Consider the following 25,307-nt stretch of genomic DNA (forward strand, 5'->3'; position numbering starts at 1 on the left):
CATTACTTTATAGATTGATTCGGAAGACGGATGTCGTGCCCGATACCTCATTGCCAACGACGATAAAATGACCACCGTTACGGGTAAAGTAATTAATGGACTCTGGACCTAAATCGCCTGCTTTTGGATTGTATGTGTCATTCATGCATTCGCCATCTTCGACTTCTGTACATACTGGCTGATTGTAATCACGGCGGCTTACGTAATGCATAAACTGCGCTTGTTTCGGGTCTGTGATGTCATAAATCATGATACCGCCTTGACGCTCCAAGCCGATAAACGCGTAATGACGACCGTTAATTTGTGCTACTTCAATCGCCTCTGGCTCAATACCTTTATCATCACTTCGGTCATCGCCACTATTATTGTTATCGTTGGTGCTGTTGAAGTTCTTGCCTTCATTCAGCAGCGCGATAGTCGCGAAATCGTCACCACTATCGAAGACCAACTTGCCGTTTTCATCCCAAATCGAAAATGAACGCGCGCCAAATGATTGAACATTCTCTTGTGCAGAAAGCGTTTGTTCCGGCTTAATCACTTTTAAACGCGCGAGTTGTTTGTTGTCTTTTAGTGCCTCTGCCAATGGGTGTTCTGCTGCCACTTTCAGCTTCTTACCGCGCACTTCATCAATATGGCTTAAACAGGTTCCTTGCTCAGATGTATATTCATCTGTACCGAGGTAATCGTCTTCATCCCACATAAAGCCAGCTTTGTCGCACAGTTCTTGAGTGGTTTTGAATCCGTACTCACGCCCGTCGCCTTCATTTGCCGATACGATGTAAGTACTCCCATTCACTGAGTAGCTGTCGATAGTGTCAGGCATAAATAAGCCAACCAGTTGTGGGTAGCTTTTCAAGTTCCCAATGATTTTGTCTTTGTTGGATGCATCGAGTTTAGCGCCCGACCAAGACTTCTCACCCAAGCCAACAATTCGCTCTACTGATTTGCTCTCTGGATTGACGATTGCCATGGCGTTATTTTCTTGTAGCGCGACATAGATTTTGCCGTTATCTGCAAAAGTGAGGTATTCCGGCTCTAGATCTTGTGCGATGGTGGCGTTTGCCCCCGAAATACGCACATTCTTTGGAAGCTCTGCTTTTCGTGAATCATCAAATTCGTTAAAGCCAATTTGTGACACTTCTGCTTGAGTCACACCAAGGCTCAGATCGATCAAAGTGATACTACCTTCAGGGTCAATGCTGTAATCGCTGTTTGGTTCTCCTTCATTAGCGGTTGCGATGTATCGGCCATCTTTCGAGAAGCCAACCATGTCCGGCAATGCGCCTGTTGGAAACGTCATGACTAATGACAAATCGTCGGAGCGGTACAAGCCAACAATACCATTCGCTTGTTTATTACTGTTTTCAATCGCAACAGCTACCAAACCATTGAATACAGCGACACTGTTTGCTGCGCCAATTTCAATGCCCGCTGCTTCGCCAGCGCTGTTGAGATCAATGAATGCGCTTTGCGTTGGTACGCCGTTGTCATCCATAGACATTACATCGATACGTTTTGCTTGAGCATTCACCACATAGAGCTTATCTGTACAGGCGTCATAACTGACGATTTCGGCTGCCGATGTGTCGAATGGAGCATCAGCAACGGATGTCCCGATAAACGTTAACCCTTGAATTGAAGTTTCCCCAGCAACGGGCGCAGTGGTAGGTTTGCATTGTGTAGCGAATGAAGCCACGGTATCTTCGGGTTGTGATGAACACGCGATGGCAAGTGATGACAATGCGAGTGCACCGATTGCCTTTAAAGGGGTGATCATGATATCTCCTTATCAATCCGATAGGTTGTCAATCAGCATGGGTTTTATGCTGCTGTCCATTTCCGCAACTGGAATGATAGAGCGCTGAATGACGTGTGATTTGGTAAGGCTCTGAATATATGTATGATTGATGACTCTTATATTGGCTTTTTATGAAACTAATGTGTCATCAATATGATGAAGTAGGGATAGAGGAATAATGGAATTAAAATCGTTTTTAGATTTATTGGCAGCGTCACCAGAGCAGGTCGAATTTGAAGCAACGATGGCGGTGATCGAAGATAACTATACGTTTGAGCCAACCGCTTTTGGAAATGGTGAGACACAAAACAATGCAGGCGAGAACAACGGTTCGTGTAAGATCTTCGCTTTCGGTTTGCTAAACAACCTCGACAAAGAAGCGACGCTAGCCTGCTTTGGCCGTTTTTATCGTGAAGATGTATTGCAGCATCCAGAGAACAGCGATCACCAGAATATTCGTAATTTTATGGTGACAGGGTGGGAAGGCATTAAGTTTGAAGCGTCCGCTTTAACCGCTAAATAAACACCAGTCAGAAAACGATGATCAGTAAGCCAGTCGTATTACGCGACTGGCTTTTTTTCTAGACATTTTCGGCACAAACACAGTTGGTTGGCGCTTGGCTTGGGTAAATCACGGGTTTCAATAGTAAAGCACCAGCATGTCTCTTTGCCTGCGGAGATATCACAATGGGCTTGAGTCCCGCACTCAGGACAACTGTGCGTTGAATCTTCTCCTGCGATTTGTTCGATAATCGCATCTCGTTGGAGATCGGTTTTGTCTTTCCATTGGATGATTTCATCCATCGTTCGGTGACAACCAGAGCATATTCCGGCGTTATTTTTACATGCTGCTCGACAAGGTGACTTCATTGCTTTCTCGTTCTCATTTTTTATGCCGCGTACTCTAGCATAAAGCGAGTCAAGGCCGCCAAAATAAACGTGACTGCGATTTGCTGGTGAGGAGGGAGAACCAGTGTTACCCTTGGACGAGTTACCTTAACTCTCTGTCACTTATGTTAGAAAAAGAAAACCTCATTAAACTCGCTAGAATGCAAATGCCATTTGGGAAATATGCAGGGCGAGTGTTGATCGACCTGCCTGAAGAATACTTACTGTGGTTTGATAAAAAGGGCTGGCCAAGCGGCGAGCTAGGGGATTTGCTCAAGCTATGTTTAGCGCTCAAAATTGAAGGCTTAGATAGTGTCGTGAAGCCTTTGAAGCGTATGTAACTAGCCACAGAAACTCCCACTCTTAATGAAAAGACTTATTATGAATTTTGATATCGATGCGCTGAAACACCACCAATTGGTCGAAGATGGTAAACTAGAGGGATGTTACATTCATCAGCCAGCTCAAGGTAGCCAGCGAGATGACAAAGCTGTTTTGGCAGAGCGCCAAGCGTTGGAAAAGTTGGGATATAAGGTAATACAGGTTAAAGCTAAAGGCGGGACAACAACGTTTGCCGAGGCGATGCAAAAGCTTGCGAAGGAAACTGGTCACCTGCCTAAGGAGTAAGTGAGTGTAACCTGCCACAGCCTTACAAGTTCTTCCACCAGACTATTTTTTCATTCAAAAGAGCCAGACCGTTAGGCTGACTCTTTTTTGTCCCCAAATGAGCTGAAATCAATTTCGAAGTGGATAATAGAGTTCAAGATTTTCAAGTATTTAATCTAATAGAAGGCAAGATCACACTCCTACGCTTATTGACAACATAAAGGGGGAGAATGTCTATTCCTTTACTTTAAATGTACTTAAACATTAACTGTTCAACTTGTGCCATACAGGCTCTTTATCGTCTCCCTCAACCACACGATTTTAGGGTTCTGGTTATTGCGCTTGTGCCAAATCATAGTAAATGGAATCAGTAGCTTGTGCTGATAATCTTCAGCAACGGGGATAGGCAACGCTATTAAGTTGGGGTGAAGCTGTTCGCAGTATCGCTGACAATATTTTGGTGCTGTGGTTAACATTTGATGGTCGGGCTTTTCTGCAACAAATAAAGCTTGCTCGAAACTCGCCATCGTTAGGCTAACGTTTCGAGTGTGTCCCTGCTCAGCCAAGATCTCATCCAACACCCAACTGTCATTTTTCTCCCATGCTACATTGATATGGGCATAGCTTAAGAAAGTATCCAAATTCCACTCTTGCTTGAGCGCAGGATGATCTTTGCGGACATACACCATAGGTAAATCTGAGAACAACACTTCGAAGTTAATGAAATACGGTAGCAGTTCTAACGACTCTTTGGAGCGAGGATGGCTTTCGCGGCCAGTAAAACCAATATCCACTTCACCGCTAGTGATGGCATCTAATGAGTCCTCATCCCAGTTATGGTACTTTACCGTTGAGTCTGGGTAAAAGTCATGGATTCGTTTGGTCAGTTCGTCGACCATGATGAGTGACAATGGCGACTCTACTCCAAGATGAAATTTAACTCCGCTTGGAACATCATCACCTCTGAGTGAAACAATCTGGTTACCGATCTGCATCCAGTCTGACAAAAGCACTTGCACGTTTGTCGCGAGATTTGTTGGTTTTAGGCCTTGCGGCGTATTCACAAAAAGCGGGTCATCAAACCAAGCGCGTAGTTTGCCTAGAGACTTACTCACGGTTGAGGGAGTTACATTAAGTTTTTTCGCCGTTTTAGTAACACTCTGCTCTTGCAGTAGCAGTTGCAGAGTGAGCAGTAAATTAAGATCAAGTCGGGCAAGAGATTTCTTCATGAGGCTCACTAACGTTATGATTTGGAAATAATAATATTACGGAGAGTCCAATAACGCCACTAGCAACCAACGCTATCATTAACATCATCACGGCCGACACACCTAGCGTCGCCATCAACCAAATGTAAAGTGCAGACCAAGAAACCTGACCTATGCCAAGCATAGAGCTTGCAAGTCCAGCTTTGCGTGAGAACTGGCTTAACGCTTGGCTCATCGCCACACCAAACCCCATTGGAAAACTCATGCTGAGCAGAGTGAATCCTACCATATAAAGTGTCGGACTATCGCTATTCAAGTGAGCCGCGAGAATAACGATAGCCGACAGAAAATTGGTCATTTGTGCAGCGAACATCAATGTGGTTTGTTTGAAGCAAGAAAGAGCAAATGGAACTGAAAACGATGTCGTCATACCTACCATCGCGAGTAGTACCATCGTTGTTGAATATTCGCCTCGAGTAAAACCAATTGAATCCATTATTATCATTGGTGACGTATTTACATAAGAGAGAATAGCTGTGACGCCTAAAGATGTATAAATAACGCGCGATATGAAAAAGCGGTTAGATAGTGATTCGTTCGAAGCTTCACTCACCTTTAAAGTTGTGCGCTTGGTTTTAGGCAAGGTTTCTTTCAAGACAAAGCAAGCAATTAAACCTATCACAACACCCATTATCGCCATGGCAGTGAATAACACGGGCCACGGAAACTTGATCATAATCAGATTGCCGATCACGGGGGCAAGTACTGGAATAGAGCAGATAATTCCATTAAGCATCGATAGAACCTTAGCTCGCTCTGGGTCCCCTAGAGTGTCACGCAAAATGGCAAAGGCCACTACATAGCAACATGCGGCACCTACGCCTTGGAAAAAGCGCATTATTAGGAAGCTATTACTGGTCTCAGCAGAGCCCGCGAACATTGATGCAAGGGTAAAAATCACTGCACCGCAAATGGCAACAGGTTTGCGTCCTAAACAATCAGCAGTTCGCCCAACAAAAACCATAGTCGATGCTAGACCAGCGAGGTAAATAGAAAAAGCAATATGAAGTTGTGATTCGCTGGCAGACAGGTCATGGGCGATTTGTGGTAAAGCAACCAAGTAGAGATCTATTGCCGTAGGATAAAGCAACACAAAGGCGAAGCTACATATCAGATATCGGGATAAATTAATTTTTTCCATTACTACCTCGTGAAGGAATTGGGCTTACGAGGATGATATGCAACATTACTCATCTTGGCGCGTTACCTTTCTGACAACAGGTATTTCCATATACGACATCAGTAACGATTGTGGCTATAGCAGTCAAATTTGCCCTAAGAAGAACCGTGGTATTGGGAGAAAGTAATCTATACAACCGAGTCCACTACATTAGTTAAATAGACAACGATGGACATTAGTGACCTGGAGTTTTCTCAAGCTATATTAAGCTCTCAAAACCGCAGAGCTTAAATAGTGTGGTTAAGCCTTTGATTCGGGTGTGGCCTGCCTTTGTAATCTCTTTCCCCAAAATACAATGTGTTTTGTTTTACAGGAGTCAGAATGCCTGACTCCTTTTCACTTTGCTTGTCGTGAGCTTTACCATCTTGGTCGTAGAGTATTGGTTATCGAAACCATTAACTCATGTTAGTGAAAGGAAATTCCTGAACTCTATAGTGCTTCTTTCACCAATCTTCTGTTTGGGCCATTATCTCTAACATCCAGACGCGAAATAGCATAAGATACACGGCCTTTACTAGCACTGAGCCACTCATCGTAATGACAGATAAAACACAGCAAGCGACATTTGCCGATCTTGGCCTGATTCCAACATTAGTCGAGCGACTAGAAGCGTTGGAATACAGCCAACCGACGCCCATTCAATCCCGTTCTATTCCTGATATCCTTGAAGGGAAAGATATTATTGGTGGTGCCAATACGGGGTCTGGTAAAACCGCTGCTTTTTCGCTGCCAATCTTGCAAAAAATTGTTCAGCAAGACGGATCAAACAATCGCCGTGGCAACTTCGTTTCCCACCTGATTTTAGTACCAACTCGTGAGTTGGCATCACAGGTGGCATACAACGTCAAATCTTACTCATACCATCTTCGAGATAAGATCAAAACGGTTGCCGTATTTGGTGGTGTATCGGTGAACCCACAAATGCTAGCGCTTCGCGGTGGCTGTGACATTATCGTAGCTACGCCGGGTCGATTACTTGATCTGGTATCCAGTAACGCGATTAAGTTGAACCAAGTAGAAACGCTCGTCCTTGACGAAGCCGACCGAATGTTGAGCCTCGGATTTACCGAAGAACTGAATAAGATTCTTGCGTTACTACCAGAGAAGAAACAGACGCTGTTATTTTCTGCTACTTTCCCTGATAAAGTCACGACGCTGGCTCAGCAGTTGCTCCGCGACCCTGTTGAAGTTCAGTTGCAGAGCGCAGAAGCCAGCACTTTGGTGCAGCGCGTGTTTAGTGTAAATAAAGGTGAGAAGACGGCGGTACTCGCGCACTTAATCAAACAGCATCAGTGGCGACAGACTTTGATTTTTGTGAATGCTAAGAATGCCTGTAATCATTTAGCTCAAAAGTTGTCAAAACGCGGTATTACCGCTGAAGTTTTCCATGGTGATAAAGGGCAGGGCGCTCGTACTCGTGTCCTTGACGGTTTTAAGTCTGGCGAGATTCAAGTTCTTATTGCCACCGATATCGCAGCACGCGGCCTTGATATAGAAAAACTTCCAGTGGTGATTAACTTCGATCTTCCGCGTAGCCCTGCTGATTATATGCATCGAATCGGTCGTAGTGGTCGTGCTGGTGAAGTAGGTTTAGGGTTATCTCTTATCGATTACGACGACTACCACCATTTCAAAGTGATAGAAAAGAAAAATAAGTTCCAACTTGAACGGGAGCAGGTAGTCGGTTTTGAAGTGGAAGACGATCAGAGTGAAGCCTACTTTTTACCAATGAAGCCGCGAGCGAAGCCGGCAGGTACGGGTAAAAAGAAGAAAAAGCGTAATCAATAGAAAACGTAAACTACATGTGAGTTTACTTACGGGAGTTGTTAGAGAAAAGGAATGCTCACTAGCTTGAGTCTTCGCTTCTAGCCATTCCTTTAAAGAACAATAGAGCCCTGCTGGAGCTACCAGTAGGGCTCTATTGCTTTTCAAGATAGTGTTATTGGCGACGAGCAGGGCGTCCGCGAGGTGAACGCTTTTTAAATGCAGACGCTGCTTTGGCTTGTGACTTAAGAATAGAGTCAACGGTTAGCGGCATTGGCTCTTTAGGTTCAAGGCCATGAGGGAAGGTACGAGCTCTTGGTGGTAAGTTGTATTCTTCTTCGCTCGCGCGTGGCATGCGCTTAAAGCGATAAAGGTAAAAGTTTTCTAATTTTTCTCTCGCCCATTCGGTTTTCTTTAAATACTTCACGCTACTTGCAATCGAAGGCTTAGTGTTAAAGCAATTAAAACGCATTGCTGTATCTAGAATGTCCCAGCCGTAAAAATCCACTAACTCTTGCAACATAGTCTCTAGCTTTAATCCGTGCAGTGGATTGTTCTGTTGCAGCTCGATTCTCTCTTCGTCAGTCATCATTTTTAAGGGCCTTACTCATTAAAGGGCGGAGTTTAACAAAGTATACAATGTAGAGATATCGATAGTTACTTTGCGATGGATGCGAGCACAGTGCTCTCTACCTTGAAAGTATAAATCGGAATTGGCCGCTCTACTTGGCTCTCTGCTCAAAAATGACTCTTAAAAGTTCAAGCGTCCCAGCTCGATGTTAAATTATTGTGTAATAAGTGAGATTTTTGTTGTTCTTTTACTAATGTCTAATATTCCTACCCATAGCAACACATGCTTAATAAGCTCAAAATCAAAATTGGTTCATGCCGCTTTCTTAGTATGGCCTAGAAGTTTGATGTGGGTGTTGTCTCGTATTGGTCGAAGGCCTGTCTACCAAGCGAAACTCTAGTTGACGTAGTTCAACGTTGAAACATAAAAGGATGACTCAATGTCTGACAAAAGTAAGACTTTTTACAGGGATGTGCGCAAAAAACCGCATGAATTTGAAAACCGAGAAGACTTTCTAAATCATGATTTAACCGTCATGAGTTTCCGTCGCTGGGGAATTCATTTGCCCTCACGTGATTACAGTATTGAAATCGAAGACTGGGTACCGGCATTAGCAGCAACCATTGGTAAAGTGGTTATGGTCACTGCCATGGTTTCCGCTTTTGCTGCTCAGTTTGGTTTATCTCCGGAATTCATTGCAGAAAACGTGCGTTACGAATTACTTATCGCTGGAGCCCTGTTCGTCATCCTGTTTTCTGCCATCCTAAACCCGAATGCAAACTTAGCGGGAACCCATGGCCCAATGATACCGCTGATTCCTATGATTGCAGCTGCAGGAGGGCACCCTCTCGCGCTAGGTTTGATGGTATGTGTTTTTGGGTTAATTCTCGCCTTAACCAAAGGTGGCTCTAAACTCATGACTCTGACTGGTATCGGGGTTCGAGGAGGGTTGTTGATCTACCTTGGTGCCGTTGGGTTGCTCGGGCAAATTAATAAGACGGAAGCGTGGGCTGCAAGTACGGACCAAGGTTACATTTCGTTTGTGGTCATAGGCCTAACCGTTATGGTTTACGCTTACTTAGCCAAGATCAATAAACGTTGGCTCGCTATCCCATTGTGCTCTGCACTCGCGGGTATTGTTGCTTATTTGATGGGCGCTGAGTTTGCCTTTACCACAGAACCGGGCCTGCCTAATTTCAGTCCATTCTACTGGTGGGGTGAAGATACAGGCTGGCAGCTAGGCTGGCCAACCCTAGAGCACTTTATTGCCGTGACTCCATTTGCTCTACTGGCAGTCGCTATGTGGTCCCCTGATTATCTCGGCCATCGTGTGTTTCAAGAACTTAACTACCCAAAAGAAGCGAAAGGTGTACTCATGGATGTCGACGACACGATGGTCGGAGCATCTGTTCGTCAGGGGGTTGGTTCACTCTTAGGGGGCGGAAACCTAGCTTCTTCTTGGGGAACGTACATGATTCCTGCCGCAATTGCCAAGCGTCCTATTCCAGGTGGCGCTCTGTTGACGGGTTTCATGTGTATTGCGGCGGCGGTAATTGGCTACCCAATGGATCTAGCAATGTGGGAACCTGTTCTGCGCGTTGCTTTGATTGTGGGTGTATTCTTACCACTCCTTGAAGCGGGTATGCAGATGATCCATAAGCATAAAGATTCACTCAGTGCAGGTATCTGTATTTTTGCCTGTGCATTCGTTAATCCAGTCTTCGGTTGGGCAATCACGATGCTGTTGGATAACCTCGGGCTTATCGGCGACCATGAGCGTGCCAACGAACTCTCGCGCAAAGATAAATACCTGATTCCTGGCACTGCGTTTATCGTTTGTGCAGGCTCCCTTGCTGTTGTTGGTCAGCTTCCAGGCATTCCAGCTCTTATCGGTTAATCGAATTATGCTTTAAAGGCATAGTGGGATTGGTGAATAAAAGGACTTGCTTCTTAAAATAGTAGACAAAAACAAAAAGCTACCTAGTACCAGGTAGCTTTTTGCATGTAGGGTTAGGCTACGGAGTTAGGCTATATGAGTGATTCAATGCCGTATTTTGCGCCGTAGTGTTCAACGACAAAATCAATGTCTTTGTCACCACGGCCTGATAAGTTGATCAAAATCGAGCCGGTTTCTCCTTGCTGCGCGAGTTTAATTGCGTAAGCGACAGCGTGTGAGGATTCAATAGCAGGGATTATTCCCTCTTCACGAGACAGCTCAAAGAATGCATCAATCGCTTCGTCATCACTGATTGAGCCGTAATTGACACGGCCAATGTCTTTTAAGTAACTATGCTGAGGTCCAACCGATGGGTAATCCAAGCCACTTGCTACAGAGTGCACTTCCTGAGGTTCACCTTGTGCATCTTTAAGCATGTAAGACTTAAATCCGTGCATGATACCTGGCTCACCGAGTGTGAGTGTTGCAGCATGCTCGCCAACCTTTTGCAAAGAGCGGCCCGCAGGTTCAACGCCGTGAATGGCGACTTGTTCATCCTCTAAGAAAGCAGTAAATAGCCCCATCGCGTTAGAACCACCTCCAACGCATGCGACGAGATTATTGGGTAACTTGCCGGTCATTTCTTTGAATTGAACTCGTGCTTCGTTACCGATAATTGATTGGAAATCTCTCACCATTTTAGGGAATGGGTGAGGGCCAACGACAGAGCCTATCGCATAAAGTTGTGTATCAGGATCTTTCAGATAAGCTTCGAATGCAGAATCTACCGCTTCTTTGAGGGTTTTGCGCCCATGAGTGGCAGGAATGACATTAGCACCAAGGATTCTCATGCGGACGACATTCGGATGTTCTTTGGCGATATCAACTTCACCCATGTAAATATCGCATTTCAAGCCAACCAATGCCGCGGCTGTAGCAAGCGCAACACCGTGTTGCCCTGCGCCAGTTTCTGCAATTAGTTTCTTCTTACCCATCTTTTTAGCGAGAATGGCTTCCCCTAAGCAGTGGTTAATTTTATGTGCGCCTGTATGGTTTAAGTCTTCGCGCTTTAGGTAGATGTCTGCTCCGTATTTTTTAGACAAGTTTTCCGCATGGAAGATTGGGCTAGGTCGTCCAACAAAGTGCTTATACAGGCGAGCGAGTTCCGCTTTAAATTCAGGATCTTTGCTGCATTCCTCATAAGCTGCGTTGATGTCATGCATGATTTGTTCAAGCTCAGGTGGAACAAAACTACCACCGTATTCACCAAAGTATCCTTCTTCGTTGGGCATAGTGAGATCAAACGAGTTTTTCATTATTTACATCCTAGTTAGCGAAAGTATTGATACTTTTATACCCAAAATTTAGAAGTGGTTGTGTGATCAGTTGCTTAAATCAGAGTTCGCGATCTAGTGCACTAGTTAAAAAGTACGGCTTGTGTAGGGGATAATAGTTGTGATGTAGAATCAGGTGGTTTGAATAGGTGCAAAAAAGCCTCGAGAGATCCTAGGCTGTCATAAGAACCTCTCGAGGCAAACAGAGTGCTGGAAATACACTCTGCGATGGTGTCTGGAAACAAAAATTAGATTCGTTTCCTTTGTCAGATATTAGGGTTTTAGAATGAGTCGATGTCAGCGAAATGTCACAAGTTAATTGCGGTATTAAAAGCTTATTTTTTATTTTTGATTAATGGATTAGAAAGTAACCTAAAACAGGCTAACCTACCGCGTGTTCCGCGTCTTTTAAGTTGGACATGATCTTTCTTTGTCTCTAATCGGCGTCTTTAACCAACACGTGCACTTTGGTCCCTAAAGTAAACGTGGCGCTCTGGCTGGAAATTTTTTGTTTGACTGCATCAAATTCGAACTCACCATTTTGGAAACTTGATAAAGGAATGAGACCTTCGGTTCGGTTCCTCTAACTCAACAAATACCCCGAAGTGTGTGACTCCACACGCTGTCCCTATGAAGTGTTGTCCGATAAATGGCTTCATGTAATGACATTTCAGTGCTGACTCAACCTCTCAGCTAGGGATTATGTGCTCGTAGTTATTAGAATTTATTGATTGAGCAGATATATTTAATTTCATTTTTTCTCTTATATTCGCCAATCGCTTTTATTTTATAAACTTTATTTTTATGAGCAAAGCATGAGGCGAAGTGATTCAGATATGAATGAGATTAATTTAATTCCAAACTGGAATTGCAAGGTAGGTTGTGTGATTACCTAAAGATGTATACCAAAGTGACTTTATTGAAAGTGATTAATGATGGTGTGGGAGAGGTAAGTGATTTGGCTATATAAACTTAGATAGAGAATAGTAAGGGCAGTAACAAGTGGAAGGGGATTGTGGCACCAACAATATTGATGCCACACAAAGAATTACAGTGCAGTTACTTCAGCTGCTTGTAAACCTTTGTTACCTTGTTCAACAACGAACGATACTTTTTGGCCTTCAGTAAGAGTTTTGAAGCCTTCAGAAACAATAGAACGGAAGTGAACGAATACGTCATCACCGCCATTGTCTTGAGAAATAAAACCAAAGCCTTTAGTTTCGTTGAACCATTTTACTGAACCAGTTAATTTATTAGACATAGATACCTCTATATTTGATTGTTTTAAATATTGAATTTTTAGCTAATATCAAGTGCTACTATATGATTTTAGAGATAACTATTTTGTCGCAGGAACGTAAACGAGGAATTCGATGTGGAACTGAGAGAAACTTTGATCTTTAATTACATTAATAGCTCTTTCCGTAAGAGCTGATGTGCAGTATACCGACAAAATTAATAAAGGCTAGCCTTTTCTTTTTTATTTTTTGAGTACATCAAGCGCATTGCTTTCAAAGCATACGCTTGGTGTATAAGACGGCGTGATGTTATAGGTGGCGTCGAGCGCTTAGTGTTTTCTGGTTGGGCCGTTACGAACGATGTCTTTACCATTGTCATATACGTGCTGCGAAACCCAGCGGCCAAGGAGCAATTGGTGCTTTTCTCCTAATACGGCAACAAATGGACGACCATCGGTATTAGAGGTGGCTAGCGCAACGCCAGTGACACCTTCAAGGCCAAGAGCGCCGCTTTCTACTAAATGCAGAAATGCCTCTAACTCTTCAATCGTTTCGATTACATGGTTATCAATATTCATTGTATTCAATCTCTTCGAATTGCATTGCGGTCGCGTACTCTACCTAAGTTAAGCGTGGAAACCAAGCTTCTACGTGCGTCATGTAATGAGAGAACCTTGCCCTGCCACTAATCATCAATAAGTTAGTCTCGATAGTCCGGAACTTGCCTAGATTCAATGAGGCAGAAAACACTCTCTGGTTAGACATGAGTCACATAATGTTGTCTGGTTTATCTCATCAATACTTTTGCTATTGGATGGGGTGAAGGGGAGTGCAATAATTTGTGAAACTCTTTTCCTAAAGGCTGTTATGAAGAAAGTCCTGATTACCGGTTTTGAACCTTTTGGTGGTGACGCCATTAACCCCGCCTTAGAAGCGGTCAAGCAATTAGAGGCCGCGGCCATAAAAGGAGGTGTGATAGTTACTTGCCCAGTCCCCGTAGTTCGATATGACTCGGTGAAAGTCGTTATTGAAGCAATAGAAGCGCACCAGCCAGACTGTGTGATTACTGTAGGGCAAGCGGCCGGGCGTAGCGCGATAACCCCAGAGCGTGTCGCAATCAATGTCGATGATTTTCGTATTCCAGATAACGCTGGTCATCAACCGATTGATGAACCCGTGGTGGCTGATGGTCCTGATGCTTACTTCTCGACACTACCGATAAAGCGTGTTGTGCAAACATTGCAAACGCAGGGTATACCTAGCCAGATTTCCAACAGTGCTGGAACATTTGTATGTAACCACCTTTTTTATGGCATCCAACATTACTTGAAAGACAATCCGATTCGTCACGGGTTTGTTCATATTCCATTATTGCCAGAACAAGCAGCAGATGGCAGTCAGCCTTCTATGTCTCTGGAGATGATAGTCGAAGGGCTAAGGCTGGTGGCGCAAGTTTGTATTGCCAATGAAAACGACATATTGGTCAGCGGCGGGTCGATTTGCTAGTAAGTGTTTTAAAATCCAGTAAGTATATGAAAGATAATAATAAGCTCGTCGTTTGATGTTGTAGTAAATGTTAGCTTTGTCAAATTTCACAAGTAGCGAAAGGAGTAGCATTGAATAGTCAGGTTGGATGTTGTTCAAACTGGCATTCCTCTAGTACAGGAGGTGTTAGGGGCTAACTTTACGAAAGGCGAGTTATTATGAAAAGCAACAAAAGTAAGTCAATCGCACTTATCTCTGTCGTTGTTTTCGCGTTGGCTATTGCTGCGCTTAAATTCGAAAACACGCTCGGAGTTCTTCCCATCGTAGTCGCTATTATCGCGTTTTTTACTTGCGTTATTTATACCAGTAGATACCTGTCTGATATGAAGCGTTCAGAGTTGATAAGTCAACCCAAACAAGCTCGAAAAATGTGTTCCAACGCATCACGCAATGAGCTTGATGCGTGCGATAAAAAGCGTTGAAGCGAGTCACATTCTCCGTATACTTTGCTGGAGCATTAATGCACTAACGTGTCGGAGATAAGCATGTCAAATCGAGTACCAACCAACATACTGACCGGATTTTTGGGTGTCGGTAAAACGACCACGATTTTAAATCTACTGAAGAACAAACCGGAAAAAGAAAACTGGGCGGTTTTGGTCAATGAATTTGGTGAGATTGGCATCGACGGTGCATTGATGACCGACCAAGGCGCGCTGATTAAAGAAGTGCCGGGTGGTTGTATGTGCTGCACTGCGGGTGTGCCGATGTCGGTAGGTATCACCGCATTATTGCGTCAAAAACCGGACCGTTTATTGATTGAGCCGACAGGCCTTGGTCATCCAAAACAGGTTATCGCGACGCTTACCTCACAGCAGTATGAACCTTACGTTGATCTTAAAGCGACGATTGCCTTGGTTGATCCGCGTAACTTAAGTGATGAAAAGTATCTTTCTAACCAAAACTTCGTGGACCAGTTAGACAGTGCAGATGTGGTTATTGGTAGTAAGGTTGACCTATGTTCCAGCCACGACCTTGATGTGTTTAATGACTGGGTGACGGACCAATCCCCTTCAAAAGTATTCAGTAAGCTTATTCATGACGGTGAGTTGCCGATAGAAGTCTTGGATATTGAGCGGGTTTACGGCAGCGCTTCTTCCCATATCGAGTCACATCATCATGACCACGCTCATCAAGAGCCTCAATTCCAATTGGCGCCTGGTGAAGCCTTTGTGCGCAAAGAGAACAAAGGGCAGGGTTATTTTAGTTGTGGGTGGTTGTTTGGGGCAGAGTATAAGTTTGATTTTGAAAAGCTTTTCTCTATGCTTTCGGACTTGACCGCAGAGCGTGTTAAAGCAGTGGTCAATACGGATCAAGGTTGTTACGCGTTTAATGTTGCCAACCGAGTCGTGTCGGTGAATGAAATCAGCTTAGAAGGCTTTGAATCACGATTAGAAGTGATAGATTCTCAGCTGTTGCCATGGGATGAGCTTGAGCGAATTCTCCTTCAGTTATCTGGCATCAAACATTAAATCGCGCAAAGGTTAAACGAAAACGGTGAACCACTAATATATCTGTGCTCACCGTTTTTTCTTTTGTAGGATTTCAATGAGAAAAGTGAGATAAATCACTCAAATTCGGGTATAGTGCACGGCTAAATTTTTAAAGCTATTTTTAGTGGTTTGTTTAAGGAATACGCTCAATGTCATTTTCATCTCAAGGTTTTGCGCCAGAAGTGGTTAAAGCACTGGCAGAATGCGGTTATGAAAAGTTAACGCCAATTCAACAGAAGGCGATTCCAATGGCTCGCAAAGGCCATGATATTTTCGCTACAGCACAAACAGGTACTGGTAAAACGGCTGCGTTTTCTCTGCCTATGATTCAGCAGTTGCTAGACAGTAACCGTAGCGCTTCTCGTAAGACTGCTCGCGCACTTATCTTGGCTCCAACTCGTGAGCTTGCTGAACAAATTGCTGACAACATCAAAGCTTACACGAAGTACACGAACCTGTCGGTGGCTGCGATTTTCGGTGGCCGTAAAATGTCTTCTCAAGTAACGGCATTAGAAAACGGTGTAGATATCCTAGTGGCTACACCAGGTCGATTGGAAGAGCACATTGAACAAGGTAATGTCTCGGTCGCACACTTAGAGTTTTTAGTGTTTGATGAAGCAGACCGTATCTTGGACATGGGCTTTATTCACGCAGTACGTAAGATCATGCTAGATGTGGATACTGATCCGCAAATTATGATGTTTTCCGCAACGACTTCGAGCCAACTAAATCTGTTAGCAAAAGATATCCTGCGTAAGCCTAAGCGTATTGAAGTTGAGCGAGCGAATACGACAGCACAGACAGTTGCTCACGTGTTATATCCAGTTGATCAAGAGCGAAAAACGGAACTGCTTTCGGAGCTGATTGGTCGTAAGAACTGGAAACAAGTGTTGGTATTTGTGAACTACAAAGAGACCGCAAACGAAGTGGTAAAAGAGTTGAAACTTGATGGTATCAAAGCGGTGGTTTGTCATGGTGACCGTGCTCAAAGTGCTCGTCGTCGTGCGTTAGAAGAGTTCAAGTCCGGTAAAGCACGTGTCATGGTGGCTACCGATGTCGCTGCTCGAGGTCTAGATATTGAAGACTTACCTCACGTTGTGAACTATGACATGCCTTTCTTAGCGGAAGATTACGTTCACCGAATTGGTCGTACAGGCCGTGCAGGTAAACAAGGTCATGCCGTTTCATTTGTAAATCGAGATGAAGAACTCACGGTTGTTCAGGTTGAAAATCTGATCCAGCAGCGAATTCGCCGTATTGAGCTTGCTGGCTATGAACCAAAACAGCGTGAATCTTACATTGAAAAGCTGCACTCAAAACCAGCATTCAAGAATCGTCAAGGTCGTCGTAATAATCCGAACCAGTCGGCAACAGACCAAGGGTCGGCAGAGCGTCGTCTTGCTATGGTGAAGCGCCTGAAAGCGCGTCGTGGCGCAAAGTAAATTACATCAGTTTGTGATGAAAAGAGCCCCTCAATATAGGGGCTTTTTTTGTTTTGTCGTTTCGCGTTAATTTAGGCCAAGCATATTTGGCTCACCACGATAAATAATGCGATCGTTTCCTCGGTGAATACCAAACGTAACTGTAACAGGTGGATTTTCCTCTTCACTTGTCGTGTTATCCCAATCGTATTTCAGCCAAGGGATGCGATTACCTGAGCCGTCTAAATCCAGGTGGAATTGTATTTGCTCGCGTGCTGAGTCAATTTGGCTTGCAACGATATCGGTCATTCTGCCAATACTCATCGTTCCAACGCCAGAAAGCAGGGCGTTGTTTGCTAGCGCATGAGACCAAATTGGCGTGCTGAAGTAATATTCACCACTCGCCGTTGTTGAGCTGTCATCGAAGTTAGTCGTAAATCGACCGTTTTGCCAAATTTCCACATCAAGTGGCACTTTGATCACCATGCCTTGGTTGCCACCTACATCTTGAAAGTTCAAACGACCGAATCGAATGTCTGGTTGTTTTGTGAGCACTTCGCTATCGTCGAAGAAGTTTACCTCATCAACGGCTTTAGTCGTGACTAAACCTATTTGGCTGCTGTCACTGTTAGTCCCTTTATTAAATGGGCCATCAGGGTATTGTTTATCTGTCGTGTTCTTTTTCCAACATGGGCTATTGTTACAAGTCGCATTGGTCGAGGGCTTCTCGATCACAAACGTTCCAACACTCGCGCTACCCAGTAGTTTCCAGTCTACCTTCTTAGGCTTAGGCGGCAAAAAACGATCGGAGTATGAGCTTAGCTCGCCTAAATCGAAATGTTGTTGAAGGTTAGACGAAAAGTGGACGTAATTCTTCACGTTTTCCTTATTCGCATTGAGTGCGACAACATCGTAAGTGACTTTCTCAAAAGGTTGATTCATGTAGGCAAAAGTTTGGCCATGTGGGTAGTGCCATTCTTGGTCTTGCACTTGAAAATATTTTGGGTAAAAACGACCAACGTAACGATAGCCTTCGTTCACAGTCATACCTAGATATTTACTTTCTAGGTTTGCTTTTACTCTCAAGCTCCCGACTTCTTCCCAATATAATCCATTAAAGACGAATTGATCATTCTTGGCTGAATTATGTGCCTGAGCCAGTGAGTCACTACTTTTTAGCAATTTTGAGGTTTGGTTCGCTGTCTCTGATGGCGTATGTTGCTCACTCGACAAGACAACCGATGCTGCTGGAGCGTCATCAAGCGTAAAATTACGGGTGATAGAAGCATCACAATAGCGTGCTGATTCAACAGACCCACTTACAGAGCCGTCAGGTTGCCAAATGATTGGTTTCACCGTTAGAGAGAAAAGTTCTCCGGCAGCAAGAAACCCTTCTCCTTGTTCAGAGGTGCCAGAAGGCAAAGCACGTTGGTTGTCACAAATAGCGAGTGTCCATGGTCGCGAGTGCACATTAAATGTCCCTTTCACTTCCACTTTGCCTTCTTCTGGACACTCTTCAAATCCCTCACATTCAAAATGATCGGACAATGTCACTTCAAATATGCCGGACTCGTTCGTGATAAGACCATGTTCAGACAAGCCGTCTTTAAATTCCGCTGAATAGCTAAAGTTTCCTTCACTTCCTCCTAATGGTTGAACCAATGGATGAAAAATCTTAGGCGTACCATTGTAGTTGCTTGCCACTACAGGTTCGCCGGTGGAGGCACAAGCCAGCAATCGCGTATGCACGTTTTCTGGTTTACCTGCAATAACGCGTATTTCATTTAAAGTGGCGCTTTTCGTCTTTGAGTAGGCCTCAAACATAAATGGCGTAAACATAAAGCGAACAGTTTGATGCTTGCTGGTGTCTTCTGCCATAGTGAAAGTTATTGTGTAGTTGGTATCTAACGAGATCGTATCAATATTATTCGGGACCACTCGAACAACGAGCTCACCATTGTCGTCAGACATAAATTGGTTTGCTTTTAATGTCTGCTGACCTTTGATCACCTCTAAAGTGAACAAGTCAGGGTGTGATAGGGCTGCACTGACTTCTGCGCTTACAACTTCTCCATTATTGGTTGTCATTGCTGTAAATTGCGGAAGATCGTCGCCGCACATCAGTGCCATGTCGTCCGATGGTGTGACGCTGAGGTTTAAGTCGTTCTCCGATGGAGGCTGCATGCTGCAATTCGGAACATCTTGAGGGGTGATTGGACAGATTTGGGAAGAGTAGTGACAATCAGCCTCGCCCAATCCACAGTATTGCGTGTATTTGTTGTCTTGTGCTTTCGTTTGTGCACTTCCTGGCGTTTGTTGGATTTCACCACAAACTTGACTAGGCTGATTTGGAGCGTTGTTGAAGTTCAATGTGTGGAAGTATTTAATTGCTGCGGTGGAACTATAGAATGAGCCACTTAATGTAGCTGACGATCCTACAGATTCAGCCGTACCATAGATCGACATATCTTTTATAATCAGAGATTTGTGCGCAGAAACATCACCGACGACAAAATGGTCTTGTAAAGGATGGTTTGTTTTTAGGTGTAGTGTTTCGCCTTGTGATTCGACCTTACCACAGATGTTTGTATTAAGTATATTGGTCGTGCTGTGAGTCAAAATGTCACCAATAATGGTGTTGTACGTTCCATCAATGTTAAGTGTCGAACCTGTTAGCTTAATATTCCCGTCTATGAGAATGTTATGCAGCTTTGTTGGGTATGCCGATAGAAGATCACCATAGATGACAGTGTGTTTGTTTTGGTAATCGTCGAGGTTTGATGCTTTCTCATTGTTAACCGTTAATCCGGTAGCGAGGGCGTGTAGAGAGATACGTTTATTGGGTTCACCAATCGTATTATTCCCCTCTAACACAATTCCATAATCTGCTTTTAACGTTATCTCTTTTTCCGGTAATGAGGAGACAATTTTATCATCAGCGGGTAGGACTAGTTTCCCTGTACAGCGATAAGTCGTGCCATCGCTTTCGATACTAAAACTCTTGTGTGAGCAAAGTTGACCTAACTCAGATAGATCTTTTACGTCATAAGTGGTGGCGTGTGAGGTTAGCGGTAAAAAAAGAACCGCAGTGAAAATACTGCAAAGACGCATCATCAAATGTCCTAATGAGTGGAACAAGATGGCATCAAGCGAGCGTGAGCAAATGCTCACTGAAATTGGAATAGCTGCGGTACTTTTTGTTTTGAAGCCGCTTAGTTATTGAACTTTGGTTATTTTTATTTCGTATGTCATACCAAAGTTTAGCGGCCTTATTACAACGTAAGTGTCAGGTTAGTTCAAGAGGTAAGTGTGATGTGTGTCGATTTATATGTGTAACTATTTGTTAGTTAAGGATAATAAGTAAGCATGTTGGTTCAGAATCAGGAAGGACGCGATCCTGATTCTGAACGTTTATAACGCTAGGCAGCGTGAACGATGAGTGGAGCCATCTGATATAACTCTTCTAGTATGGCTTTCGTTTGTCTCGAATACACCAGACAATCTCGATCGCCAACGAGCTGAATTGCTCTCACTTTACCTGCAACCAAACATTGCCTAATCGTGCGTAGAACCATTTGGATATCAATTTCTGACGCGCCATCAAGGCTGTTTTTGGTTTTTAGAGATCCAAGGTCGATACTAATGATTATTTGGTCGCAGTGGTCTAGGTAATTGCCGATCTGTTGCTTAACATTATTGCGATGACGAAAAGAAAACTCTTTATCGGTTACCCAGTCACAACCTTGATCCTCCGCGTATTCCCACGTTTCTTGCTTTGTATCTTGTTCGCTAACACCAGCAAAAAATAATCGCACGTTTTGATAGCGAGAAAGAGCAAAATGGAATGCCGAGCCTAAACGTGGTTCAAGTGTTGGTTTCAAGTTCATGTCATGTCCAATATTTACCACACCCACTTCGTCTCGATAGGACACGACCACAGGTAACATGGACAAGATTGCCTCGGTACAGTTAGTGACTAAAACAGGAATTGAGTGGCGAGAAAGCGAAAGGCTTAATGCTTCCTGAAACTCGCCATTTTCCAGCTTGTCGTGGTTGAAGTGACCAAAGTTTTCAGCGGTTTCATGATCATGCTGTTGGTATAGCCAATCGCTAGCATTTTCCAAACTTTGATCAGCTAATTCAAACGCGCCCTTAGACATGGGTGGCAAATACTCACACACTGTCATAAAAGAAAAAGGGTAATGCTGCGGCTGTTTCACGGTGTGGTGGAGTTTATAGCGTTTGAAAAAGCTTAACATGATGAATTACCTTTCTGGTGGTAGTGCCCTTGCCGCTTGCAGTACATGTAAAATAATGCGCTGCTTATCCTTTTCGACTCGGTGGGCCGGAGCCATCACCGAGACTGCGCCAATCAGTTTGCTTCCTTTCATTACCGGTGCGCTAATACCTGAAACACCAGGGTCAATCTCAGAAGTACTGACGGCATATCCGTGTTTACGGATGGTTGTGAGCTCTTTTTCCCACTCGTCACGTCGGTGATCTTGATTAAAATATCTCAAGATTTTCTCGCATCGACTTTGAGGCATAAAAGCAAGCATCACTTTAGATGAGGCACCGCGCAGCAGAGGTTGACTTTGACCCTGGACGAAGCTGCAACGCAGCGCCTGCATACTTTCTTTCTGTCTGACACAAAGCGCACGATAACCCGCTGGTACCATATAAGCGGCCATTTCCCCGGTTTGTTGTACCAACCTAGCCAGTATGGTTTCGACCATGTCGAGCCCATGTTGCGCGGTCTCATAGCTGTGCATGAGTAATAATGCCGCCGGACCAACGACAAATGTCTTGTCGTGAACGCTTTCTTCGATCAAGTTCCACTCTTTCAGCAGTTTTAAGTGTCGGTAAAGGCTGCTTAAAGGAACGTTCAATTGCTCGCTTAGCGTTTTCGCAGAAACTGGGAACGGACTAACTGCAACTTGCATTAACAACTGCAGTGATTTTTCGTTTACCTGGTTAGCATTAGCTTTGTTTGTCGTCATGAGAGTGTTGTAACGTGTTGTAGGAGTTACGACAAATATAATTCTTAATCACTGAGAAAAGAAAAATAATTTTAATGGGTAATTCTTACATGATGAGAAACAGACAGGTAAAGACTTTCGCAAGTACCGATAGACATAACATGGTGTCGAATTAAAGTCTCAGGTTTGAGGCGCTTGATACTAAATTGGAACAGGAGTGAATAAGACATTGTTTAGTTTGCGGTATTACTCAGCGTTTCGCATACTGAGTTAATCCAAACAAATAATGTTAAAAAACGTGAGTTGCTAGCGGGTATCGGAATCGAGGTACCATCTCAGTAAATCGGTTTTATAAAAGGTTACTTTTATATGCTGAATAAGGCGATTTTTAAAAAAGCCATCATTTTTCTTCTGCCTATTCCCTTGGTTATTGGAGAGGTTTTGTATTTAGCTCGTGAAAGCGTGCAAAACAATCTCAATCATTTATTAGAAAAAAATGTGCAAATTGCAGATGAAATTTTATTCCAAATAGAGACAGAAAACCGCACGGCGTTGCTACACCCTGAACGATGTGAAGAGCTCCAGCAAAGCTTAATGTTTGAACGAGATATTGAAGAAATGCTCATTGTGAAAGAGGGAGTCATTACTTGTTCTTCGAAATTGGGAAGTATCTCTAAACCGTTAGCTGAGCACATCACCTTTCCTAAGGGACAAACGCTAGCGCTTGGTAGTGTTGATAGCTTGTACGATCAGTTCTTGCTTGTGGTAACGGAGGGAGAGCGGGGTTATCAAGCCGTAACGATTATCGATCATGACTACTTTAATGCGACAATAGGGTTTAACAACGATTTACGCCTAAAACGCTCTGCGCTGTTTATCCATGATCAAGTTTCACCTGAAGGAGCATTAAGAGCGGGAAGTAATCCTATCGGTATCAAATCGTCGCAAATGTTTGAGTATGAAGCTTTGAGCGAAGCCAGCGATCTTTTCGTCAAACAGAGAACACTTTCCTATTTTTTGTACTCAATTCCAATTATTTTCGTTATCTACCTTTGCTTGTATGCGTTGAATAAGTTTATTGATCCCCATCGCAATTTGATACTGGATCTTAAAAGAGCGATAAAAAGAGGAGAGTTGACCCTGTATTACCAACCGCAAGTTAACGTTGATACCGGCCAGTTATTCGGGTTTGAAGCGCTAGTGCGATGGGAGCATCAAAGTAAGGGGTTCATTTCTCCGGATGAGTTTGTCCCTGCGGCAGAGCAAAGTGGATTGGTTTTTTTACTTACTGATTTCGTTCTGGATAAAGCGGCAGAGGACTTCAGTAAATTAGGCTTTGATCAGCCTGTCCACCTTGGTATTAACGTGCCGCCTGGTTATTTAGTCGGACCAAACGCGATCAGAAAAATTCAATTGCTCGACAGACAGTTGAGCCGAAACAAAGTCTCATTAGGGGTAGAGATAACGGAGCGTCAGCTCATTGATTCAGAGGCGAGAAAATGCATTGCAGCGCTGCGAGTGCATGGTATTGATGTGCTGATCGATGATTTTGGAACTGGCCAAACCTCGTTAGCATTTCTACAGCACATGCGCATAGATTACTTAAAAATCGATAAGTGCTTTGTCGAAACCATTGGTATTCCTAGCCTTAGTGCTTCTGTCTTAAAAGCGATGGTTCATTTCGCGGAAGAATTACAAGTACAATTGATCGCTGAAGGCGTGGAAACCATAGCGCAAGCTGAACACTTAAAGCAGATGGGAGTGAGATATCATCAGGGATACCTATACTCCAAACCATTACCTTATGAGCAGCTTGCGCAGCGAAGTCATTATGATTGGTAGACGTTAGCTCTATAACACTGAGCATTTTCATCAAACACAAACTCTAACTCATTTTTGATGCTATCTAAGCGGTCTTCTTGGTAGTGAGACACATACAATAGTTGGCTTAAATTCTCTCTAGCGATGAGCTCAAGTGTGTTCTTAACTAACCGTCTACCCAAAAAATCTAACCCTTGATACGGCTCGTCCAAAATCAATAATGTGGGTTGTTTCACGATGGCTCTTGCAATCAGTAATAGTCGCTGCTGACCGTACTCTAATTGCTTGAATGAGGTTTTTTTGTACTGGCTCATATGTAAGATATCGAGCCACTCGTTTGCAATATTCATCTCTTTGCGAGTTGGCTGGTTATACAACCCAATCGAATCGTAAAATCCTGACAAAATGACTTCTAATGCGCTGCAATTGACTCGATATTGGAGGTGTAGCGCTGAAGACACCATACCGATATGCTGCTTAATTTCCCAGATTGTCTCGCCAGTACCACGCTTTTTACCAAAAATATCAATGTCATTGCTGTAGCATTGCGGATGATCGCCAAAGATCAATCCAAGTAAGGTACTCTTTCCACAACCATTTGGGCCTTTGACCTGCCAATGTTGGCCCTTGTCTATGCGCCAGTTCAAGTCAGTAAAAATCTTCTTATCGGTGTATTCAACAGTCCCATTCTTTAGTTCAAATATTGGGTTGTTGAATGGCGTCGAGTGCTGATGCTGACGTATCAAGCTCATCATTTCTTCACTCTGTTGCTCTGACTGAGATTTTATTTGTCCAATGATTGGATGATTATCCCAACTGGACTTATCCATTGTACTATCAAGCTTTCCTGCACTGAAAAGCGCGATGCTATTGATCCACTCAGGCATGTCAGATTCGCGAGAGAAGGTTACGAGTAGTTGCACATTTTGAGAAAGCGAGTGTAAATAGCGAGCGAGAGCAGCTCGGTGCGCAATATCTAAGCCAGTAAATGGATTATCGAGTAATACTAAGTCAGGTTGTGTGGCTAAAGCTCGGGCGAGCATTACTCTTCTGGTTTCTCCGGTAGAGAGAACGCGGAAGCCACTATCTTTAAGATGACTTAGGTCGAGATCATTAATTAGCTGTTCAGTTAAGTTGGTGTCTTGGCTCTGCTCTAGGATTAATGAATAAACAGTGCTCCCTTGGTCGATACGATCAAGAAAATCCGTATCATCTTTTTCTAATTCTCTTTCCAGTAATCGCTGTTGCTCTGATAACGACACTTGCGCAACGGACAGCCCATTTAGCTCAATTTCCCCACTATTTGGTGACATTTCATCACAAATAAGGTCTCCAAGCAGAGAGCCAATATCTCCATCCGCGCTGAATATCCCCCAAGACTGCTGAGTGTTAATTTTCCAATCGTCAATAAACAAGTGTGTCGTGTTTCTCTTAGCTGCAAGCTGACGAAAGTGAATAGTCATTG

Annotated in this window: 22 protein-coding genes and 1 pseudogene; 10 read left to right on the forward strand and 13 right to left on the reverse strand. The window is 43.7% G+C overall.

All coding sequences use genetic code 11. The annotated features are described in order from the left end of the window. Positions 1 to 7 precede the first annotated feature (7 nt). A complete protein-coding gene (locus H9L11_RS19740) occupies positions 8 to 1,777 on the reverse strand; it encodes a choice-of-anchor I family protein (protein WP_170890043.1) in 1,770 nt (589 codons plus the stop codon). A 199-nt stretch (positions 1,778 to 1,976) separates the two neighbouring features. Here H9L11_RS19740 and H9L11_RS19745 point away from each other — a divergent pair, with 199 nt between their 5' ends. Next, positions 1,977 to 2,321: a HopJ type III effector protein gene (locus H9L11_RS19745; RefSeq protein WP_170890044.1), complete on the forward strand. Its 345-nt coding sequence runs from the start codon at positions 1,977 to 1,979 to the stop codon at positions 2,319 to 2,321. A gap of 38 nt (positions 2,322 to 2,359) precedes the next feature. On the opposite strand, the gene H9L11_RS19750 is transcribed toward H9L11_RS19745, so the two are convergent. Next, the gene (locus tag H9L11_RS19750) at positions 2,360 to 2,668 is read right to left on the reverse strand and encodes a cysteine-rich CWC family protein (RefSeq protein ID WP_170890045.1); all 309 of its coding nucleotides are present in this window, start codon (positions 2,666 to 2,668) and stop codon (positions 2,360 to 2,362) included. Between the two features lie 143 nt (positions 2,669 to 2,811). Between H9L11_RS19750 and H9L11_RS19755 the strand changes: the two genes are divergently transcribed. Together H9L11_RS19755 and H9L11_RS19760 are read left to right on the forward strand one after the other, a co-directional pair. Continuing rightward, on the forward strand, positions 2,812 to 3,027 hold the full coding sequence (locus H9L11_RS19755) for a DUF3820 family protein (RefSeq protein ID WP_005375557.1): 216 nt from the start codon (positions 2,812 to 2,814) through the stop codon (positions 3,025 to 3,027). A 40-nt stretch (positions 3,028 to 3,067) separates the two neighbouring features. Further along, positions 3,068 to 3,313 carry a hypothetical protein gene (locus H9L11_RS19760; RefSeq protein WP_170890046.1) on the forward strand — a complete coding sequence of 82 codons (246 nt, stop codon included), beginning with the start codon at positions 3,068 to 3,070 and terminating at the stop codon, positions 3,311 to 3,313. 251 nt (positions 3,314 to 3,564) lie between these two features. Here the strand turns inward: H9L11_RS19760 and yidZ are convergent, their stop codons facing one another. After that, positions 3,565 to 4,521 (reverse strand): HTH-type transcriptional regulator YidZ, encoded by a 957-nt coding sequence (gene yidZ, locus H9L11_RS19765; RefSeq protein WP_033907131.1) that lies wholly within the window; start codon positions 4,519 to 4,521, stop codon positions 3,565 to 3,567. After that, positions 4,496 to 5,701, reverse strand: a complete 1,206-nt coding sequence (locus H9L11_RS19770) for an MFS transporter (protein ID WP_205391115.1) — start codon at positions 5,699 to 5,701, stop codon at positions 4,496 to 4,498. Before H9L11_RS19770 ends, yidZ begins: the two co-directional genes overlap by 26 nt. A gap of 576 nt (positions 5,702 to 6,277) precedes the next feature. Here H9L11_RS19770 and H9L11_RS19775 point away from each other — a divergent pair. Beyond that, positions 6,278 to 7,528 (forward strand): DEAD/DEAH box helicase, encoded by a 1,251-nt coding sequence (locus H9L11_RS19775; protein ID WP_104980805.1) that lies wholly within the window; start codon positions 6,278 to 6,280, stop codon positions 7,526 to 7,528. Positions 7,529 to 7,679: 151 nt separating this feature from the next. Here H9L11_RS19775 and H9L11_RS19780 read toward each other — a convergent pair whose 3' ends face one another. Then, the gene (locus H9L11_RS19780; protein ID WP_005375544.1) at positions 7,680 to 8,096 is read right to left on the reverse strand and encodes a VF530 family DNA-binding protein; all 417 of its coding nucleotides are present in this window, start codon (positions 8,094 to 8,096) and stop codon (positions 7,680 to 7,682) included. A 418-nt stretch (positions 8,097 to 8,514) separates the two neighbouring features. Between H9L11_RS19780 and H9L11_RS19785 the strand changes: the two genes are divergently transcribed. Next, positions 8,515 to 9,972, forward strand: coding sequence for a DUF3360 domain-containing protein (locus H9L11_RS19785; RefSeq protein ID WP_054576803.1), 1,458 nt, complete (start codon positions 8,515 to 8,517; stop codon positions 9,970 to 9,972). Between the two features lie 131 nt (positions 9,973 to 10,103). On the opposite strand, the gene trpB is transcribed toward H9L11_RS19785, so the two are convergent. The 4 genes and pseudogenes from trpB to H9L11_RS19800 form a co-directional block, all read right to left on the reverse strand. Continuing rightward, positions 10,104 to 11,327, reverse strand: coding sequence for a tryptophan synthase subunit beta (trpB, locus tag H9L11_RS19790; RefSeq protein ID WP_170890047.1), 1,224 nt, complete (start codon positions 11,325 to 11,327; stop codon positions 10,104 to 10,106). Positions 11,328 to 11,781: 454 nt separating this feature from the next. Continuing rightward, positions 11,782 to 12,040 (reverse strand): annotated as a pseudogene (locus H9L11_RS23675) (S1 RNA-binding domain-containing protein); the annotation flags it as partial. A 353-nt stretch (positions 12,041 to 12,393) separates the two neighbouring features. Beyond that, positions 12,394 to 12,606: a cold-shock protein gene (locus H9L11_RS19795; RefSeq protein WP_005375644.1), complete on the reverse strand. Its 213-nt coding sequence runs from the start codon at positions 12,604 to 12,606 to the stop codon at positions 12,394 to 12,396. A gap of 306 nt (positions 12,607 to 12,912) precedes the next feature. Beyond that, on the reverse strand, positions 12,913 to 13,161 hold the full coding sequence (locus H9L11_RS19800) for a hypothetical protein (protein ID WP_005375646.1): 249 nt from the start codon (positions 13,159 to 13,161) through the stop codon (positions 12,913 to 12,915). A gap of 289 nt (positions 13,162 to 13,450) precedes the next feature. Here H9L11_RS19800 and pcp point away from each other — a divergent pair, with 289 nt between their 5' ends. From pcp to H9L11_RS19820, 4 genes are all read left to right on the forward strand, one after another. Further along, entirely contained in the window at positions 13,451 to 14,089 is a 639-nt protein-coding gene (gene pcp / locus H9L11_RS19805; RefSeq protein ID WP_017821091.1) for a pyroglutamyl-peptidase I, read from the forward strand. A gap of 197 nt (positions 14,090 to 14,286) precedes the next feature. Next, positions 14,287 to 14,550, forward strand: coding sequence for a hypothetical protein (locus H9L11_RS19810; protein WP_005375648.1), 264 nt, complete (start codon positions 14,287 to 14,289; stop codon positions 14,548 to 14,550). A 63-nt stretch (positions 14,551 to 14,613) separates the two neighbouring features. Beyond that, a complete protein-coding gene (locus H9L11_RS19815; protein ID WP_017821090.1) occupies positions 14,614 to 15,600 on the forward strand; it encodes a GTP-binding protein in 987 nt (328 codons plus the stop codon). Between the two features lie 170 nt (positions 15,601 to 15,770). Beyond that, on the forward strand, positions 15,771 to 17,063 hold the full coding sequence (locus tag H9L11_RS19820) for a DEAD/DEAH box helicase (RefSeq protein ID WP_005375652.1): 1,293 nt from the start codon (positions 15,771 to 15,773) through the stop codon (positions 17,061 to 17,063). A gap of 66 nt (positions 17,064 to 17,129) precedes the next feature. On the opposite strand, the gene H9L11_RS19825 is transcribed toward H9L11_RS19820, so the two are convergent. From H9L11_RS19825 to H9L11_RS19835, 3 genes are all read right to left on the reverse strand, one after another. Continuing rightward, positions 17,130 to 20,156, reverse strand: a complete 3,027-nt coding sequence (locus tag H9L11_RS19825) for a DUF6701 domain-containing protein (protein WP_205391116.1) — start codon at positions 20,154 to 20,156, stop codon at positions 17,130 to 17,132. A gap of 305 nt (positions 20,157 to 20,461) precedes the next feature. Then, positions 20,462 to 21,301: an arginase family protein gene (locus H9L11_RS19830; protein ID WP_025768977.1), complete on the reverse strand. Its 840-nt coding sequence runs from the start codon at positions 21,299 to 21,301 to the stop codon at positions 20,462 to 20,464. A 6-nt stretch (positions 21,302 to 21,307) separates the two neighbouring features. Continuing rightward, positions 21,308 to 22,042, reverse strand: coding sequence for an IclR family transcriptional regulator (locus H9L11_RS19835; RefSeq protein ID WP_005386192.1), 735 nt, complete (start codon positions 22,040 to 22,042; stop codon positions 21,308 to 21,310). Between the two features lie 348 nt (positions 22,043 to 22,390). Between H9L11_RS19835 and H9L11_RS19840 the strand changes: the two genes are divergently transcribed. Beyond that, complete coding sequence (locus H9L11_RS19840; protein ID WP_205391117.1) at positions 22,391 to 23,863, forward strand: EAL domain-containing protein; 1,473 nt, start codon at positions 22,391 to 22,393, stop codon at positions 23,861 to 23,863. Here the strand turns inward: H9L11_RS19840 and modF are convergent. Beyond that, positions 23,851 to 25,305: a molybdate ABC transporter ATP-binding protein ModF gene (gene modF, locus H9L11_RS19845; RefSeq protein WP_064354613.1), complete on the reverse strand. Its 1,455-nt coding sequence runs from the start codon at positions 25,303 to 25,305 to the stop codon at positions 23,851 to 23,853. The genes H9L11_RS19840 and modF overlap by 13 nt on opposite strands. Positions 25,306 to 25,307: the final 2 nt, after the last annotated feature.

It is taken from the genome of Vibrio sp. sp1, from assembly GCF_016920955.1.
In the GTDB taxonomy this organism is placed as follows: domain Bacteria; phylum Pseudomonadota; class Gammaproteobacteria; order Enterobacterales; family Vibrionaceae; genus Vibrio; species Vibrio alginolyticus.